The sequence below is a fragment of the Limosilactobacillus reuteri genome, assembly GCF_020785355.1.
Taxonomy (GTDB): domain Bacteria; phylum Bacillota; class Bacilli; order Lactobacillales; family Lactobacillaceae; genus Limosilactobacillus; species Limosilactobacillus reuteri_I.
In genome coordinates, this window is the sequence record NZ_JAJGVH010000082.1 from 15,463 (window position 1) to 31,854 (window position 16,392).

The 16,392-nt window shown below is 37.6% G+C and carries 16 protein-coding genes, 1 riboswitch and 1 other annotated feature; of the genes, 9 read left to right on the forward strand and 7 right to left on the reverse strand.

Annotated elements, in window-relative coordinates:
- Positions 1–67: 67 nt before the first annotated feature.
- Complete coding sequence (locus tag LMB56_RS08725; RefSeq protein ID WP_229284053.1) at positions 68–1,231, forward strand: GGDEF domain-containing protein; 1,164 nt, start codon at positions 68–70, stop codon at positions 1,229–1,231.
- A gap of 15 nt (positions 1,232–1,246) precedes the next feature.
- On the forward strand, positions 1,247–1,939 hold the full coding sequence (locus LMB56_RS08730; RefSeq protein ID WP_109975951.1) for an EAL domain-containing protein: 693 nt from the start codon (positions 1,247–1,249) through the stop codon (positions 1,937–1,939).
- 61 nt (positions 1,940–2,000) lie between these two features.
- On the opposite strand, the gene asnS is transcribed toward LMB56_RS08730, so the two are convergent.
- The 5 genes from asnS to LMB56_RS08755 all read right to left on the reverse strand — a co-directional run bounded on the left by asnS (position 2,001) and on the right by LMB56_RS08755 (position 8,818).
- The gene (gene asnS / locus LMB56_RS08735) at positions 2,001–3,299 is read right to left on the reverse strand and encodes an asparagine--tRNA ligase (RefSeq protein ID WP_029507411.1); all 1,299 of its coding nucleotides are present in this window, start codon (positions 3,297–3,299) and stop codon (positions 2,001–2,003) included.
- 19 nt (positions 3,300–3,318) lie between these two features.
- Positions 3,319–4,329, reverse strand: coding sequence for an aspartate--ammonia ligase (gene asnA, locus LMB56_RS08740; RefSeq protein WP_229284054.1), 1,011 nt, complete (start codon positions 4,327–4,329; stop codon positions 3,319–3,321).
- A 64-nt stretch (positions 4,330–4,393) separates the two neighbouring features.
- Positions 4,394–4,646, reverse strand: a binding site (T-box leader).
- A 59-nt stretch (positions 4,647–4,705) separates the two neighbouring features.
- A complete protein-coding gene (locus LMB56_RS08745; protein ID WP_183144978.1) occupies positions 4,706–5,266 on the reverse strand; it encodes a folate family ECF transporter S component in 561 nt (186 codons plus the stop codon).
- Positions 5,267–5,320: 54 nt separating this feature from the next.
- A riboswitch (THF riboswitch) is annotated at positions 5,321–5,419 on the reverse strand.
- Positions 5,420–5,499: 80 nt separating this feature from the next.
- A complete protein-coding gene (locus LMB56_RS08750; protein WP_229284055.1) occupies positions 5,500–8,031 on the reverse strand; it encodes a M1 family metallopeptidase in 2,532 nt (843 codons plus the stop codon).
- Between the two features lie 145 nt (positions 8,032–8,176).
- Positions 8,177–8,818: an SDR family oxidoreductase gene (locus LMB56_RS08755; protein WP_153702730.1), complete on the reverse strand. Its 642-nt coding sequence runs from the start codon at positions 8,816–8,818 to the stop codon at positions 8,177–8,179.
- A 204-nt stretch (positions 8,819–9,022) separates the two neighbouring features.
- Between LMB56_RS08755 and LMB56_RS08760 the strand changes: the two genes are divergently transcribed.
- From LMB56_RS08760 to LMB56_RS08770, 3 genes are all read left to right on the forward strand, one after another.
- A complete protein-coding gene (locus tag LMB56_RS08760; protein WP_229284056.1) occupies positions 9,023–10,345 on the forward strand; it encodes a C1 family peptidase in 1,323 nt (440 codons plus the stop codon).
- A gap of 149 nt (positions 10,346–10,494) precedes the next feature.
- Entirely contained in the window at positions 10,495–11,670 is a 1,176-nt protein-coding gene (locus LMB56_RS08765) for an MFS transporter (protein WP_229284057.1), read from the forward strand.
- 11 nt (positions 11,671–11,681) lie between these two features.
- Positions 11,682–12,995, forward strand: a complete 1,314-nt coding sequence (locus LMB56_RS08770) for a hypothetical protein (protein WP_229284058.1) — start codon at positions 11,682–11,684, stop codon at positions 12,993–12,995.
- On the opposite strand, the gene LMB56_RS08775 is transcribed toward LMB56_RS08770, so the two are convergent.
- Together LMB56_RS08775 and LMB56_RS08780 are read right to left on the reverse strand one after the other, a co-directional pair.
- Positions 12,988–13,440: a winged helix-turn-helix transcriptional regulator gene (locus LMB56_RS08775; protein ID WP_035156309.1), complete on the reverse strand. Its 453-nt coding sequence runs from the start codon at positions 13,438–13,440 to the stop codon at positions 12,988–12,990. The two genes, LMB56_RS08770 and LMB56_RS08775, sit on opposite strands and share 8 nt — an antisense overlap.
- Before the next feature lie 64 nt (positions 13,441–13,504).
- Positions 13,505–14,107 (reverse strand): nitroreductase family protein, encoded by a 603-nt coding sequence (locus tag LMB56_RS08780; RefSeq protein ID WP_153702733.1) that lies wholly within the window; start codon positions 14,105–14,107, stop codon positions 13,505–13,507.
- A gap of 97 nt (positions 14,108–14,204) precedes the next feature.
- Between LMB56_RS08780 and LMB56_RS08785 the strand changes: the two genes are divergently transcribed.
- From LMB56_RS08785 to LMB56_RS08800, 4 genes are all read left to right on the forward strand, one after another.
- Positions 14,205–14,516: a winged helix-turn-helix transcriptional regulator gene (locus LMB56_RS08785; RefSeq protein ID WP_153702838.1), complete on the forward strand. Its 312-nt coding sequence runs from the start codon at positions 14,205–14,207 to the stop codon at positions 14,514–14,516.
- Between the two features lie 127 nt (positions 14,517–14,643).
- Complete coding sequence (locus LMB56_RS08790; RefSeq protein ID WP_229284059.1) at positions 14,644–15,300, forward strand: NAD(P)H-binding protein; 657 nt, start codon at positions 14,644–14,646, stop codon at positions 15,298–15,300.
- A gap of 178 nt (positions 15,301–15,478) precedes the next feature.
- Positions 15,479–15,916: a GNAT family N-acetyltransferase gene (locus LMB56_RS08795; RefSeq protein WP_003665107.1), complete on the forward strand. Its 438-nt coding sequence runs from the start codon at positions 15,479–15,481 to the stop codon at positions 15,914–15,916.
- A gap of 128 nt (positions 15,917–16,044) precedes the next feature.
- The gene (locus LMB56_RS08800; RefSeq protein WP_035156317.1) at positions 16,045–16,278 is read left to right on the forward strand and encodes a cytochrome b5 domain-containing protein; all 234 of its coding nucleotides are present in this window, start codon (positions 16,045–16,047) and stop codon (positions 16,276–16,278) included.
- The last annotated feature ends 114 nt before the right edge of the window (positions 16,279–16,392 follow it).

A 16,392-nucleotide genomic window follows, 5' to 3' on the forward strand; every position in this document is an offset into this window, starting at 1 on the left:
ATTCAGCTATAAGAAGTACAATTTTAAAGCTATTAATAAAAATAAAGTTTGAAAAGGTGAAAATAAGTTGGCGCTTAAACTTTTTTACGCGATACTCTATTTACCAATCATCGTTATTTGTATGATTATCAGTCAAATTTATTTTGAACGGTATTGGGTTTCGTATAAGAATTCACGGTTAACTAGTTGGGGACTAGGAGCCGTTATTATAATTACTTACTTTATTCAGGAATTTTGTTTATTTCAGTTGTCCTTATTTAATATCGGGCAAGTCGTTTTCATGCAAGTTGTTTCTGTTACAATGCTTTTTCGCGATAAAGTGTACAAAATATGGTGGGCATTATTAGCTCTAACCCCGTTGTTTGTGAATGTCGTGGAATACTTGATGGGGATTTTGCCGCTAAAAGATTGGTGGTATTGGATCGTTGAATCGATTGTTTTTACGACAATTTGTTTGGCTTTAACGCGGTGGCGCAGCATTTCTAAAAGAATTAGTTATTTTTATGCCATTGCATCGTTGGGAGTAGTTGAGTTAGTATCGCTGGGGATTAACCATAGCTTTTCACCTGTAAGTGTTGCCGCAGCCACGTTAGGATTATTCGTTATTGCGATGTTTGAAGAGCAACGTTTTTATAGTGAGAAGAAAAATGAGCAAAAAATAAAACTTCTTGAAAAAGAAAGTGAACGTGACGATTTGACAGGGTTACTTAACTACCGAGCGCTTAGTCAAGAAATTAATCGATTAGCTAATAATAGTGAAATTCATAATATTGTAATCGGGGCATTAGATATTGATCACTTTAAGAAGATAAATGATACATACGGTCACTTTGTTGGTAATGAAGTATTAAATTATTTCTCAACAGTTTTTCGCGAACAAATTCATTCCGCATTTCCCAAGCATGGTTATGTATATCGCTTCGGGGGTGAAGAATTCACTATTGTAGTTTCTAACCATTCACTAGAAGAGGTTTATCAATTACTACAGTCAATTGAAAAATTCTTTAATAATAAATCGATTGTTACTAAAGAAGGAATTAGATTAACGATTAGCTTTTCATGCAGTTTAACTGATCGTTTGAATGATGAAGCACTTGACACGACCCTGAAGCGAGCTGATAAAATGTTATATGGTGTAAAGAACAATGGCCGGGGATGGATTGTTACTGATCAGCATCACCAACGTCCCCAAAAGCCTAGTTTAGAACGTAAAATAAATAACAATTATTAAAAGTTAGGGATAAAAATGTACAATATATTTCAGCCAATCCTTAGTGTTGATCAAGCGATGAATGCTGAAATTGACACTTATGAAATGCTTATTCGAAATAATAATGGCGAGTTTCCAGGGAGTGATTTCCTGCATAGTCTCACAACGCAAGAGGGGAACGATGTATGGATTAAGGCGAGCCGTAAATCATTAAAAAATGCTTTAAAAGAGCAACAAAATCGCAAAATATATATTAATCTAGAACCATGTCAAATGAAATTTGAAAGTATTTGGCAATTTTTAGCAGAGATTCGCGAAGCATATCACGATCACGTGGCCATTGAGATTACGGAACGCCGCGAAACGATTCATAGTCTTGATTACTTAAATAGGGAAATCAAACGGCTTAAGGAAATGGGCTTTGAATTGGCGATTGATGATGTGTGTGCGGGTAGTAATAGCTATGCATTCATTAAAAGACAGCTAAAGGTTATTAGTCGAATCAAATTATCGCTATTACTTTTTAAGGATGAAGATTATGAACTGATGATAAGCTTTGTTAATGCGTGGTTAGCTTTTGCCAAAAAACATCATCTTACCTTTGTTATTGAAGGAATTTCAAATCGACAATTAGCTAAAAAATTTGCTGGAAATCCGGTTATCTTACAACAAGGATTTTACTGGGGAAAAGGAACAGCATATTTTAATAATGAAGAAAAAGTAAATTGAGTTCTAAAAAAGCATATAAAAAAGATGAGGCTAAAAATCTAGTCTCATCTTTTTTTCGTTATTAAGGGTTCAAACGGTTAAGCATCCGTGGGAATGGAATGGTTTCACGAATGTGGTCTTGGAGAGTAATCCAAGCTAAGAATCGTTCAAGTCCCATTCCAAATCCAGAGTGAGGAATTGAACCGTACTTCCGTAAATCATCGTACCAACCGTAATCTTCTTTACTTAGGCCGTTTTCTTCAAGTTTGTTTGTGATGTATTCGTAGTCGTAGGAACGTTCAGAACCACCAATGATTTCACCATAGCCTTCTGGAGCAAGCAAGTCCGCACAGATAACTTGACGAGAATCTTCAGGGTCTTCAGGCATGTAGAAAGCCTTGATTTCTTTAGGATAGTTCAAGATAAATACTGGCTTTTGGAATTGATCTGCCAAGTAGGTTTCTTCTGGTGAACCAAAGTCAGCACCGTATTCGACATCAAAGCCACCCTTTTGAAGCATTTCGATTGCTTCTTTATAAGTGATTCGTGGATATGGTAATTCAGTAAATGGCTTCAAACTTTCTACACTACGACCTACCATTTCAAGTTCGCGTGCACAGTGATCAATTAAGTCTTGAACCAAGTAAGCAATGTATTGTTCTTGAATCTTAAGGCTTTCATCTTGGTGCATCCAAGCCATTTCTGGTTCGATCATCCAGAATTCCATTAAGTGACGACGAGTCTTTGACTTTTCAGCACGGAAAGTAGGACCCATCGTGTAGACGCGACCTAATGCCATAGCGCCAGCTTCTGCATATAGTTGGCCAGATTGTGAAAGGAAAGCAGAACGATCAAAGTAGTCAGTTTCAAATAATTCTGTTGTCCCTTCAGGAGCACTTCCAGTTAGTTCTGGAGCATCAAATTGAGTAAATCCATGCTTTTCGAAGAATTCCATTGTCGCAAGCTTAACACGACTTCGAATCCGCATTAATGCCCACGGCTTGCGAGAACGTAACCATAAATGACGGTTATCAAGCAAGAAATCAATTCCATGTTCCTTGTTACCGATCGGGTAATCTTCACTTTCGCCAACAATGTCAAAGTCTTTGATGTGAATTTCGTAACCAAACTTTGAACGCTTGTCTTCAGCGATTTCACCGGTTACCCAAAAACTGGTTTCTTGGTGTAAATCGTGCTTAGCAGAATCAAATTTTTCTTCCGAAACATCATTTTTACGGATGATTCCTTGGAAAAATCCAGTTCCGTCACGGAGTTGCAAGAATGCAATCTTACCGCTTGAACGCTTATCAGTTAACCAAACACCAATTTTAACTGTTTCCCCAACATGTTTAGGTGCTTCACTAATTGTAATAGTTTCCACTTTTATACTCTCCCTTAAATTATAGAATTTGAATGTGGTTTTCTTCACACTTCTTAATCATATCTTCTGGCCAAATACTTGCCTGTACTTCTCCAATATGAGCTTTGCCAAGAAGGAGCATACAGAGACGGGATTGACCAATTCCTCCACCAATTGTATATGGTAATTCGCCATTGAGCAACATTTTATGGAATGGTAATTTTTCACGATCAGTTGCATCGGCTTGTTCAAGTTGGTATTTCATTGATTCTGGACTAACCCGAATCCCCATACTTGAAATTTCGATCCGGCGTTGAAGAGGTTCATACCAGAAAATAATATCACCGTTTAAACTCCAGTCATCATAGTCAGGTGCTCGACCATCGTGAGGCTTACCACTGCGTTGCAACTTATCACCGATCTTCATTACAAAGACAGCACCAAGCTCTTTAGCAATTTTATCTTCCCGTTCAAGTGGGGTAAGGTCTGGCCACCGATCTTCAAGCTCTTGCGTTGTAACAAAGTGAATCTCATCTGGTAAATGGTAGACAGCTTGCGGGAACTTGTACCAAACTTCATGTTCCATGTGCTTAATCACTTTGAAAATGTCACGAACTGTATCCTTTAAGGTTTCTTCTGTTCGTTCATCCTTACTAATAATCTTTTCCCAGTCCCACTGGTCAACATAAATTGAGTGGAAGTTATCGAGGTCTTCTTCCTTACGAATGGCGTTCATGTTGGTGTAGAGACCTTCATGCATCCCAAAACCGTACCGCTTAAGGGCAAGACGTTTCCACTTAGCAAGGGAATGGACAACTTCAACAGTTTCGCTTGGCATATCCTTCATTTCAAACGATACTGGTTGTTCAACACCGTTTAAGTTATCGTTTAATCCAGTACTCTTTTCAACAAACATTGGTGCAGACATCCGTTGAAGGTTTAGTTCTTTACCAAATTCGTCTTGGAAAGTTTCACGAATATAACGAATAGCAGCTTCAGTTTCTCTGATTGAAAGACGTGGATCGTAATACTTTGGAATAGTTAAGTCCATAATAGACACTCCTTAAATAATAGATTTAGGAATGAATTAAAAAAGCCCTTCGTTCCCCTTATAATTAAGGGACGAAAGGCTTTTTTCCGCGGTACCACCCAAATTGTCTAGTATAAAACTAGGCCTCCTCAAGAGCACATCATGCTCTGCCGGTGAGGTAACGGTCCGGATCCGGCCAAGCCTACTTTAAGTAAACTTATTTGGGTTGGCAGCACTCGCGAAAGTGTTATTCACTAGCGTAGGGTCGACCGGTTTCTCACTACCACCAGTTCACTGAACGAATACAACTAGTTACTCTTCTTTCTCATCGCTTTTTTATTTTGTTAATTGTATTTTAACCTAATTCATTTAAAATGCAATACTTTTTTAAATAAATTTATTTTTCACTCTTTTTTGCAATTAAATTTAATCGTGATAATTGCCGTAATATAACTAGTACAAGCAAGGTCTCAATTGGCCACATGATCAACTCTTTTGGCAAACGAATGAAAAGGAGCGCCATGAAAGTATGACTACTACTGCTGGAACTTAAGCTCATAAGATAAAGCCATAAAGTTGTACCGATAACATTAGTAAGAAGAATTTGGAAAAACTCATATATTAAAATTCGTTGCCAGCTTATCCGTTGTTGGTATAGGAACATTCCTGCAATTACACCAGCGATAAATGCTGAGAGGGTAAAGCCAGGAAAGAATAAGCTTCCTGAATTTAAAATAGTATTGCTTATGATATCAGACACGACCATTGACCATCCACCAATCCATGGACCAAGGCAATAGCCAATAAGCGCGGTGGCAATAAAACCGAAACTAAATTTTAAAACCGCTGGATCTCCAATTGAAAGTTTATTTAAGATTACCTGCAGTGCGACTAGCATAGCAGCTAAAGTTAAATTCTTTGTAGTAAAACGCGGTCCGGCAAATGATAACGTAGACATATCAATCCACTCCCTTTTAAAAATTTCGTTAGGGAACACATTGACGTTTCCGTTCATGGTGAATGCGGAATAACAAAGCAGCTAGCTATTAGCCTCCTTCTAACGTTCACATTCCGTTCCGTTAGACAATAACTCTGAGATTCCTACCCCAACAGTAGTAATATATGCTAAATATAAGTATGAATCAACAAAATAAGCGAAAATTACTATCGCTTGAATCAAGTGAAATTTCGTTATTGTTGAGCGATTGCATCATTAACTGCTGTTTGCTCTTTGTTAATTAAATTGACTTTGCTTTCAATTACACTAATGTCCATTTTAATTTCCCGGGTTAAACCTGGTGTATTAAGTTTCGGTTCAAAGAAATCTTTAAATTCGCTCAATCGTTCTGGAGTATGGAAAACGCCAGCAGTTACAGTGATAAAGGTAGCAAATTCCATATCGCCACCAACTGTGTCATTTAACCATTGCCATTCATCACGAAGCCAATTCCAGGCCGCTTGCTGACCTGCTTGATTGGCAAGAAGTCCGCGATACCATGCTCGTAAATCTTGTGGCTTAATGATGTCAGCATCTTCAAAGTAACTAACAACTTTTGCAATTAATGCTGGATCAGTTGTATTTGGTATTGCCATTCGCAAGTCTTGTTTAAAGCTTGCGTCCGCTGTTTGTTGGTAAGCTTTGATCAAATTATCAAATAATTCAGCATTCCCGAAGTTTTGAACTTCATTTTTAAGAACTAAACCACGAATATCCGCCGAAAGAGACTCTAATTTATCCTGATTTTCAGTAAAGATTTGGTGAGCTTGAGTAATTGAATCATTATTGCGTGCAAATAGTGAAGCACTAAGAATGTAAGGGCGCGTTAATTGATCGTCATTGCTTTCACCATCTTTAGGCAACCAACCAAGCCGCTTTACCTGATCCTTGCTTAATAAATCAAAGAATTGTCGCAGTTCTTGTTCAGCCGGAGAATCAGGTTTAGCAAACATTTTAAGGCTATTAGCAATTTGGTATAGTTCGGCGTTAACAATGGCAGAAGTACTATCTTTAAATTGCTTTAATAATGGAATTAATGACGCATAAGATACTTGTTGTCCTTGAGCAAGCAGCCGCAGATCCTGAAGAAGTTGGCGCTGGGCGATCGGGTCTAATTCATCAGCGTGATCTAAAATATCGTTTAGCAGCGTATCGTCATATTTTACGATGAAGTGTGAATTATTACCGAGATTTAGCCGGAATGGTTGATCATTCTTATCACGTAATGCTTGATAATTTCCAAGGTTAAGTTCTTGTTCAGCCATAATTTGTGGAGCTTCATCATAGTTGCTATTAAGCGGGATTTGCCATTGCCGATCAACATCTTTACCGTCACCAATGAAAAATTGCTGTTGTGATAGTACTAAGTCGCCATCATCATTAATCTTTGCTGTTACAACAGGATAACCTGGTTGTTCAAGCCATGAATTCATGATCTTTCCAATATTAAGCCCTGATGCATCGCCAAGAGCTTTCCATAAGTCAGCTCCGGTTGCATTACTGTATTTATGAGCAGCAAAGTAATTCTTAAGACCTTCTCGTAACGCTTTATCACCTAAAAGCGCCCGGACCATTACTAACATTCGCGATCCTTTGGCATAAACAATCGCGCCATCGAATAGGGCATCAATTTCGGCCGGATTGTTAACATCAACATGAACGGATTGAACGCCATCAGTTGCATCCCGTTGTAATGCCATTGGGGCTTCCGAGGTTTGGAAAAGTTCCCAAATGTGCCAGTCAGGCTGGAGAGCATCAACAGCAACATATTCCATCATATTAGCAAAACTTTCATTGAGCCATAAATCATCCCACCACTTCATTGTCACAAGATCACCAAACCACTGGTGAGCTAGTTCGTGTGTGATGACAGTTGCAACTAATTGTTTCATTTCAAGGGAAGTATTGTCTGGATCGAGTAATAAGTAAGCTTCACGGTAGGTTACCAATCCCCAGTTTTCCATTGCACCGGCAGAGAAATCAGGTAAAGCTAACTGCCATGAGTGTGGAAGAGGGTACGGAGTTTGATAGAATTCCTCGTAAAATTCGATTGCCCGCTTAGCAATATCTAATGCAAAATCAAGTTCTTTTGGTTGGTGCGCTTTCGTTGCGAATACACCTACTTTAACGCCACCCTTTGTTTCAGTAATTTTACTTTGGAGTTCTCCAAATGCAAAGGCAACAAGATAAGTGGACATTCGCACAGTGGGTTCAAAGTAGTGGATGCCATTTTCAACATGATCTTCTGGCATATTAGCGATAATGGTTTCGCCAGGATGCTCATCAAATTTAATTGCTAGACTGAAGGTAGCTTTAGCCTCTGGTTCATCGACACAGGGGAAAGCTTGCCGCGCAAAAGTTGTTTCAAATTGAGTTCCAATAATCTGCTTTTTCTCCCCATCAACCTCATAGTATGAGGGATAAATTCCCATCATCGAATCAGTTAACTTAGTATTATAAGTTACAGTAAAAGTTACTTTACCAGTTTGCGGAAGGGTAATCCGAACTGCCTCGGCATCATTATCAATATTAAAGTCTAATTCTTGACCGTCTGCTTGAACGCTGGTGACCTGCAAATTCTTTTGATTAATTGCAATTTGAGGATCAGTTGCGTTACCAGTGATAGTTGTTTTTCCATTAATGGTTTTCTTTGCTCGATTAATATCGATAAAAACATCATAATGGTCAGGTTGGAAAGTATTATAAAAGCGTTCGAGTTTTGCCATGTAAAAGATTCCCTTCTTAATTTGTTTTTAATGTTTATTATACGGCTGATGAGAAGAATTAGCTAAACTATTACCTGATTTTGGAATAGAAAAAAGTTGTAGACCAGCCATATCTTGTTTTGACTGATCAACAACCTGTAAAAAATCAAATTTGATCTAGTGCTTCTTCAATCGGCGTATCGCCACTCCGCATCATGATAACATGACCGATTGTATTATCGTGTTGTAAAATATCGGCTAAGGTCTGGGCAACATCTGGAATCGGATTAGAGGTTGCAGAACCTTCACCAATTTGAATTTTACCAGTCCCTGGTTCATCAGTTAAGCTAGCGGGTTGAAGGATAGTGTAGTCAAGGTTCGTATTTGAGATAAGATAATTATCAGCGAAAAACTTGGCAATATTGTAGTCCATGATTGAGGCTAATGATGGAACTTTTGACCACATTTCGGGTTGTAAAGCATAGAGAGAACTTAACATAATGTAACGTTTAATGCCATCTTTTTCGGCAGCTTGCATTGTTTTAACTGCCCCCATCGCATCAGTTTGCAGTAAATCTTTACCACGTGATCCGGCGACAAAGTAAACTGCATCCATACCCTTCATTAATTCAGCGATTTTTTCAACGCTATCATGTAGGTTCAAACCAACAGCAGTAACGTGGTTTAACTTAATAACTTTTTCCGGATGGCGAGCACCAGCTGTAACTTCATTACCGGTAGCAACTAAATCTTTAATTAAGTCAGTAGCAACACGGCCTGAACCGCCGACAACAAATACTTTCTTCATAACTAATCGACCTCCTAGATGAATTTTAACGCAGTTTCTCCAATTTATAATTAAAAGTGACCTATTACATATGATTTTAACTAATTTTTTGTAAGCAGTAAAGGATGATGATTCCAAGCTTTAATTCAATAATTTTGCCTAAAATGCGGTATCATTAATAGTGTATAAGTCATTTTAGAATTTTAGGCAAAGAAGGGATTTATTGTGACTGAAGAACACGATTTAACCTCAAAAATGGTTGAAAAATTAAAGAAAGAATTTCATTCACGTAAAGATGCAGAAATTATTGCCCGGGCAATACAAAAAAATGGAATTAAAGCTGCAAGTGAAGATCCAACGGCAAGTGAACGTCTTCATCGGGCATTTTCTTATGAAATTAAGACAGGTAAGCCAACCAACCAGCGTCATAGTGGGCGTTGCTGGTCTTTTGCAGCGTTAAACACATTACGTCATAAGTTTGCGATAAAATATAAGTTCAAGGACTTTGAATTGTCACAAAATTATCTGTTTTTCTGGGATCGAATTGAGCGGGCAAATATGTTTTTCCAAAAGATTATTGCAACTGCTGATAAGCCCTTGCATGATCGAACCGTTGATTTCTACCTTAGTTTTGCATTAAATGATGGTGGACAATGGGCGAATGCTGCTTCTATTATCGAAAAATATGGTGTTGTTCCAGAATATGTAATGCCTGACACACATAATACGAAGGATACTTCAGATGTGGCCGAAGTATTTGATAGTTTAATGCGCAAAGATGCAATTGAATTACGAGCAATGGTGCAAACTAATGCCAGTGCAGCGGAATTACAGGAAGCACAAGAACGAATGATGGGTGACGTTTATAAGATTGCGGCCTACTCATTTGGTGAACCGCCTGCAAAATTTGATCTTGAATATCGGGATGATGATAAAAAGTTCCACCAAGTTCTTGGCTTAACGCCATTAAAGTTCTATCATGAATACTTTGATACAAACTTAAGTGACTATGTTGTAGTTACTAACGCTCCTGATCATGAAATGGATCGGAGTTATTTAATGCCAGCGCAAGATAGTGTGGTTGATGGGTTGCCAATTAAATTTGTTAATGTTCCTTTTGAAGAATTACAAAAAGGAGCCATCAAACAATTGCAAGCTGGTGAAACGGTTTGGGTTGGAAATGATGTTCTCCAACAAATGGACCGTAAGCGAGGCTTGATGGATGCAAAATTATATCATCGAGAGGAATTGCTTGATGTTGACTTTGTAATGGATAAGAAGCATCGTTTGGAAACTAAGCAAGCCGTTGTTTCTCATGCAATGACATTAACAGGCTTTGACATGATAAATGATCAACCTACACGATGGAAGATTGAAAACAGTTGGGGTAAAGATAATGGCGATAACGGATACTTTGTAATGACCCAAGATTGGTTTGAAGAGTATACTTATGAAGCTGTTATTAATAAGAAGTACCTTAGCGATCGAGTAAAGAAAGTAGCTGAAAGTGAACCCGTTACTCTACCAGCTTGGGATTCTTTGCAGTAAAATATAAATAGTGAAGTACACACGGAGAGGTTGGGAAACAAAACCCAATCTCTTTATTTATTTCCTGGGAAATCATTTAACTTCCACAAATAGTTGTATGATAGTAATTAGAATTTAATTGAAATCATGCAAAGAAAGCAGGGGAATTGATGGCGAAGGAAAAATCGATTTTTACGAAAGATGTTGTGCTCGTAATGGCAGCCTCATTCTTTTTTATGTTTAGTAATATGTACTGTAACCCATTGATTAACGGTTATGCTCAGGATTTGGGGGCATCAAGTGCTTTTGCGGGAATAATCGTCGGAATGATGAGCATTGTTTCAATGTTTTTGCGACCAATTGCTGGTAATCTGACTGACCGTTTTTCGAAATATTCATTAGCTTTTTTGGGTGGAATATTGTGCTTTATTGGGGTTGCAGGTTATGTGTTAACGCCTAATAGCACTTTCCTGTTAATATGTCGTTTGATTAACGGGTTAGGATTTGTGTTATGTACGGTTTGTATGACAACATGGCTATCATATTTGGTTCCCTTTAATCATGTTGGCGAAGCAATGAGTTTTTATGGACTAATGAATGCTTTGGCAATGGCGTGTGCTCCCGCTGTATCAATTAACTTGTATAAAGTTATTGGTTATCGAGCTGCAATGGTGATTTCTGCATTATCAGCTTTACTAGTTGTTGTCACAATACAGTTTGTCAGTAACCGCGCCCAACCGGTAGCCCACTCTGTAAAACAAAGTGGCCTCCATATTAAAATCATTCAGCGAGATGCTATTCCAGTTGCCCTTTTAACAGCTCTATTTGCTATCCCGTATTTTGCAACGCAGGCAGATATTGTTGAATATGCTGAACAACGGCACTTATCTATTGCTGTCGGCGCTTATTTCTTAATTTATGCTGTCGTTCTTTTACTTAGCCGGTTATTCTTACGGACCCAATTTGATACTGTCCGTTTTGAACCATGGTTGATTTTAAGCACGGTTGCAACAATCTTTTATCTTATTATGTTAAGTATTATGAAAAATAACATTGAAATGGCACTGGCAGCTGCTGGAATGGCATTTGGCTATGGTATTATTTATTCCGTTTGTCAATCAACTGCAATGATGCTAGCTCCAGATAATGAACGAGGGTTAGCAAGTTCGACATTCTTTCTCGGTCTTGACATTGGAATGACGCTTGGACCAATCATTGGAGGAATTATTGATAGCATGTTGCCAGTTAAGTATTTTTATCCAGTAATGTTATTCATTATTCCGTTAGTTATTATTATTTTCCTAGTAAACCGAAAGCAACTAAATAGTGCAATTGACCAGCATTAGAGGCAATAAAAATGAAAAAATTAGAAAAGTTGACTGGTGTTTGTAGTTTATTATTAAATTTAATGCCTTTTTTGCTGTATATTTCCCTTACTAAAGAACAGTCTGATATCTTTGTTGGTGCCTTGCCCTTCGCTATTTTCTATGCTTTCCGGCATACAATTTTGTTATTTTGCCGTGATTTAGAATATGATTATCAACGGCTGGCCTGGATTGGTCTTTATAGTGGAATTGTTGGTTACTTTTTAGGGTTGCTTGGCGGATTTCAACCAATCTTCTGGGACTTGTCAGGTGTAGGGGCAGGGATTGCTTCTCAACTATTTCCAACCGCAATAAGTCAGCGGAAACGATTAACGAAACAAGGACTATTGCCTAAACAGGATCATCTTAAACCACTTTTTCAAGTTATTATAGTTTTGATCGGTGTTGGAATAATTATGTGGATAAAGAAGCCAGTGATTAGTTTTGCTTTAATGCTAATCATTACTTTTGGTGCAATGGGATCAATTTGGAAAACGCCCCACGCAATTCGTCCGCTGCCAGTTCGTCTGCATTGGGCTAATTACTTCCTAGCATTAATTTTGCTTGGCGCAATGTTACTGTTGCGATTAGGGAGAAGTTTAGGCTTTGGGAAACCACTTGAATGGGGAACCGCTCTTTTATTAATCTTCCTCATCACGATGATCCTTACCTTGCTTGTAAACCATCGGCGATTACTTCACTATCCCAATCATTTACGGCAACGAATAATGCTTTATGGTGCTTGTGGTCAGTATTGGACCTTGTATAGTACCGTTTTTATTGGCATTTTGTATGGCACAAAAATGTATTCTTGGACAATTGTTGCTTACTTATTTGCTTTCGTCTTTGGAGGATTATTGGTAAAACAAACCCACCATTTATTCCATTTTAAGGATTGTCAAATTAATTTAATGATGCTAACAATTGGAATTTTCTTAACATTTTGGCTGCCAACATATTTTATTGGCGTATTTATTATCCGTAGCTTTGCCGGTGCAGAACGTAAAACAGCAATTGATGACTACGAGAAAGCAACCCATAATTATAGTATTTCTTCGATCGTCAATTATTACTATGCATCAATTGCGGGGATAATTTCCCAATTAGTAATGTGGGGAAGCTTATTTATTTTTGCTGGAACAACGGGAATGAATAAAATTTTTGGTGCTTTTTCAGTAGGAAAAACAAGTATTCAAAGCTTTTCAATAATCATGAATACCCATCTTATTCTTGCGGGTTACATGATTATATTTATAATGGCATTGGCGTTTAGATTAAAGAACACAAAAAAGCAAGAACTTAGATAGAAATATCTTTGTCCTTGCTTTTTACAATTTCTTGGCGCCAATGATTAAGATGTTTTTTAGTGATGACACACAAACCATCATCGCCGACCTGCTTCATTTCGTCAGTACACATGATTTTAATGTCACCAGTTTGTTTTGCTCTGTTTTCGCCCCAGTAATTTAAATAACGAAGGGCAGCATAAAGATTTTCACCCTCAGGAGTTAAGCGATATTCAACATGCGGAGGAATCGTATTGAAACTTTTTCGAATAACGAGGCCGGCATCTATCATTTCACGAAGCTGGTCACTCAAGACTTTATATGAGGTGCCTAGTTGCTTAACTAGTTCACTTGTCCGTCGGGGATGACCAGCTAAAAGATAGAGAATAACGGACTTCCACTTACCACCGATGATTGCTAGAGCGTAGTCTGCTCCAGTATTATACATTTTAGGTTGCCGTTCCATTAAAATTCCTCCTTTAACGTTTACAATAATTATATAACGTTCAAGAGGATGAAGAAAAATAAGTTTACTTGATTAATTTGAACATCTCTTCGTCATCAAGATGAGTCTTTTCCCCAGCTGGTGCCTCAATTGAACCAAATGGCATTTCAGCACGCAATTGCCAACCGGCTGGAAGATTAAATGCTTGATGAATAGCATCATCGATCAATGGGTTGTAATGTTGAAGACTGGCACCGATTCCTTGTTCTGCAAGTGCTGTCCAAACGGCTTGTTGAGCACCACCGAGGCCTTGTTCAGCCCAGTTTGCAAAATTAGCTGCATATGATGGGTAATCATTCTCTAATTGGTGCACAATTGTAGTGTCAGTAAAGTAGAGGATCGTTCCATAACCAGCTTTGAAACTATCAATCTTGGCCTTTGTTTTTTCAAAAGCATCTGGACTCTTAGCGATTTTGCGTAAAGCGTCCTCAACAATTTCCCATACTTTATCTGATGACTTGCCAAATAATACGACTGCTCGTACTGTTTGACTATTGAAAGCAGTTGGTGAGTTTTTGATTGTTTGCTTCACTAAGTCAAAAACTTCTTCTGGTGTTTGTGAAAGATTATCACCAAGCGCATAGATTGAACGACGATTTGCAGTTAAACTATTAAATTGTGAATTCATAATGATCACTCCCGTACATTTATTTACTTACTAATAGTAACTGAAAGATAAAAATATGCAAGAAGTGAATTTTATTTCACCAGAGAAAGGAGAAAAAATGGTCGAAAAAGATTGTCCAATTGAAAATACGCTTAAGTTAATAAACGGAAAATGGAAAAGCGTAATTATATATCAAATTAGTAAATATGAGCCTTGTCGTTTTTCGGAGTTGCAAAAATTAATTCCGGATTGTTCAAAGCGAATGTTGGCTCTTCAACTAAAGGACTTAGAGGAAGCGAACATTATACAAAAGCGTGTTTATTCGACAGTGCCGCATAAGACTGAGTATTCATTGACGGAAGTAGGAAAAAGTTTGGTACCAATAATTAGGTCAATTAACCAGTGGGGCAAAAAATATATTAAAAAATAAAATTTGCCGATTACTTGTCTATCAATCATTTCTTACCTGAGTGTAACTACCTTACTTGTATGTACTTACTTTTAATTGGTGCAGAGAATTGTATACTAAAAGTAGAATTTATGAGGAGGCAGAAATAATGGCAAGAGAAGTTTTGATTCTAGGTGCAACGGGAAAAATTGCTGGACACGCAATTGATGCATTGTTAGTAAATGGCAATGATGAATTATTACTATTTACCCGGCACCCACAAAATATGAATGTTGTCGATGAAAATCGCGAAACAGTTATTAAAGGGGATGTCCTAAATATTGGTGATTTAGAGCCAGCAATTGAACGAGCAGATGTGGTTTATGCTAATTTACGTAATCCTGAAATTACGCAACAAGCTAAAAACATTGTTAGTTTGATGGAAAAATATGCTGTAAAGCCGTTAGTCTGGATTTCTTCGATTGGAATCTATGATGAGGTTCCAGGTAAATTTGGTGAGTGGAATAATGAAATGTTAGGTGGCGGCCAAAAAGATAGCTATTTAGGAACTTATCGCAGTGCTGCCGATGTAATTGAAAATTCAACCCTTGATTACACGATCATTCGACCAGCATGGTTAACAGATAAGGATGAAGTAGATTATGAAACGACTGCAAAAGGGGAAGCGTTCAAAGGTACCGAGGTCTCGCGAAAGTCGATTGGTAATTTTGTAGCAAAAATCATTGATGATCCGGCACCGTATGCACGAAAAAACTTTGGTGTGAATAAACCCAATACAGACGGGGATAAACCTGCCTGGTATTAAATCGCTAATTGCAAGATAGATTAATTCATTGTATACTGATACCGAATAATTTAATAACGACTCGTCTTTAGTCCCCGGATTAAAGACATTAAGAGTACTAGCCATCTTCTACTAGGGCCTGTCACAATGACATGAAGAAGTTGGTTAGTACTCTTTTATTTTTTAGGAGGTTTTTAATATGAATGTTGAAGTAAAAACATTAAACGAAATGACAGCTCAAGAATGGTGTAAATTGGCAGAAGAACGGGTAAGGGTTTTTGTTGTTGAGCAAGAATGTCCTTATCAAGAAATCGATGAACAGGATTATCACGCTCACCATTTAATGTTAAAGGACGAGCAAGGAGAATTAGTGGGTTATACGCGAATTATGGCTAAGGATAGCTCTCATGCGACTTTTGGCCGCGTATTAGTTTTAAAACAATTTCGTGGACATGAATACGGCCGTCAGCTAGTTCAGGCAACGATTGATGAAACTAAGCGTCTTTTCCCAAATAAGACAATTCAGATTCAAGCTCAAGCGTATCTTAAAGAATTTTACGCATCGTTTGGATTTAAGCCGATTTCAGATGTTTACCTTGAAGATAATATTCCGCACTTAGATATGGTATTAGATTAATTGTGAAGAAAATACTAATAGAGTAGTAATTTTGCATTAAAGTAAGGTAATTATTAATTTGTTGTGTGCGCTTCCATGATATAGTGAGGATATTGAATTGACACTATCAAATAAGGAGGCAGAATATTATGGCAAAGACATTTACAAGAGAAGAATTGAAAAAATATGATGGGCAAAACGGGAATCCAGCTTATGTAGCAATTAATAATCGTGTCTATGATGTAACGCATATCCCAGCGTGGCAAGATGGCACCCACCATGGAAACAAGGCAGGATTGGATTTGACAGATATTCTGTTTAATTACTCTCCGCATAAAGATCGGGTGTTGGCCAAATTACCGTTAGTAGGACAATTAGTGTAAGAAAGACTGGGTTTATCTTAGTCTTTTTTATAAAATTAACTTGTTGCTTTTTTAGTCATTGGAGTGCTTTTAGTTTATTTATTAAATAATAGTGTTATATTTAAAATAATAATG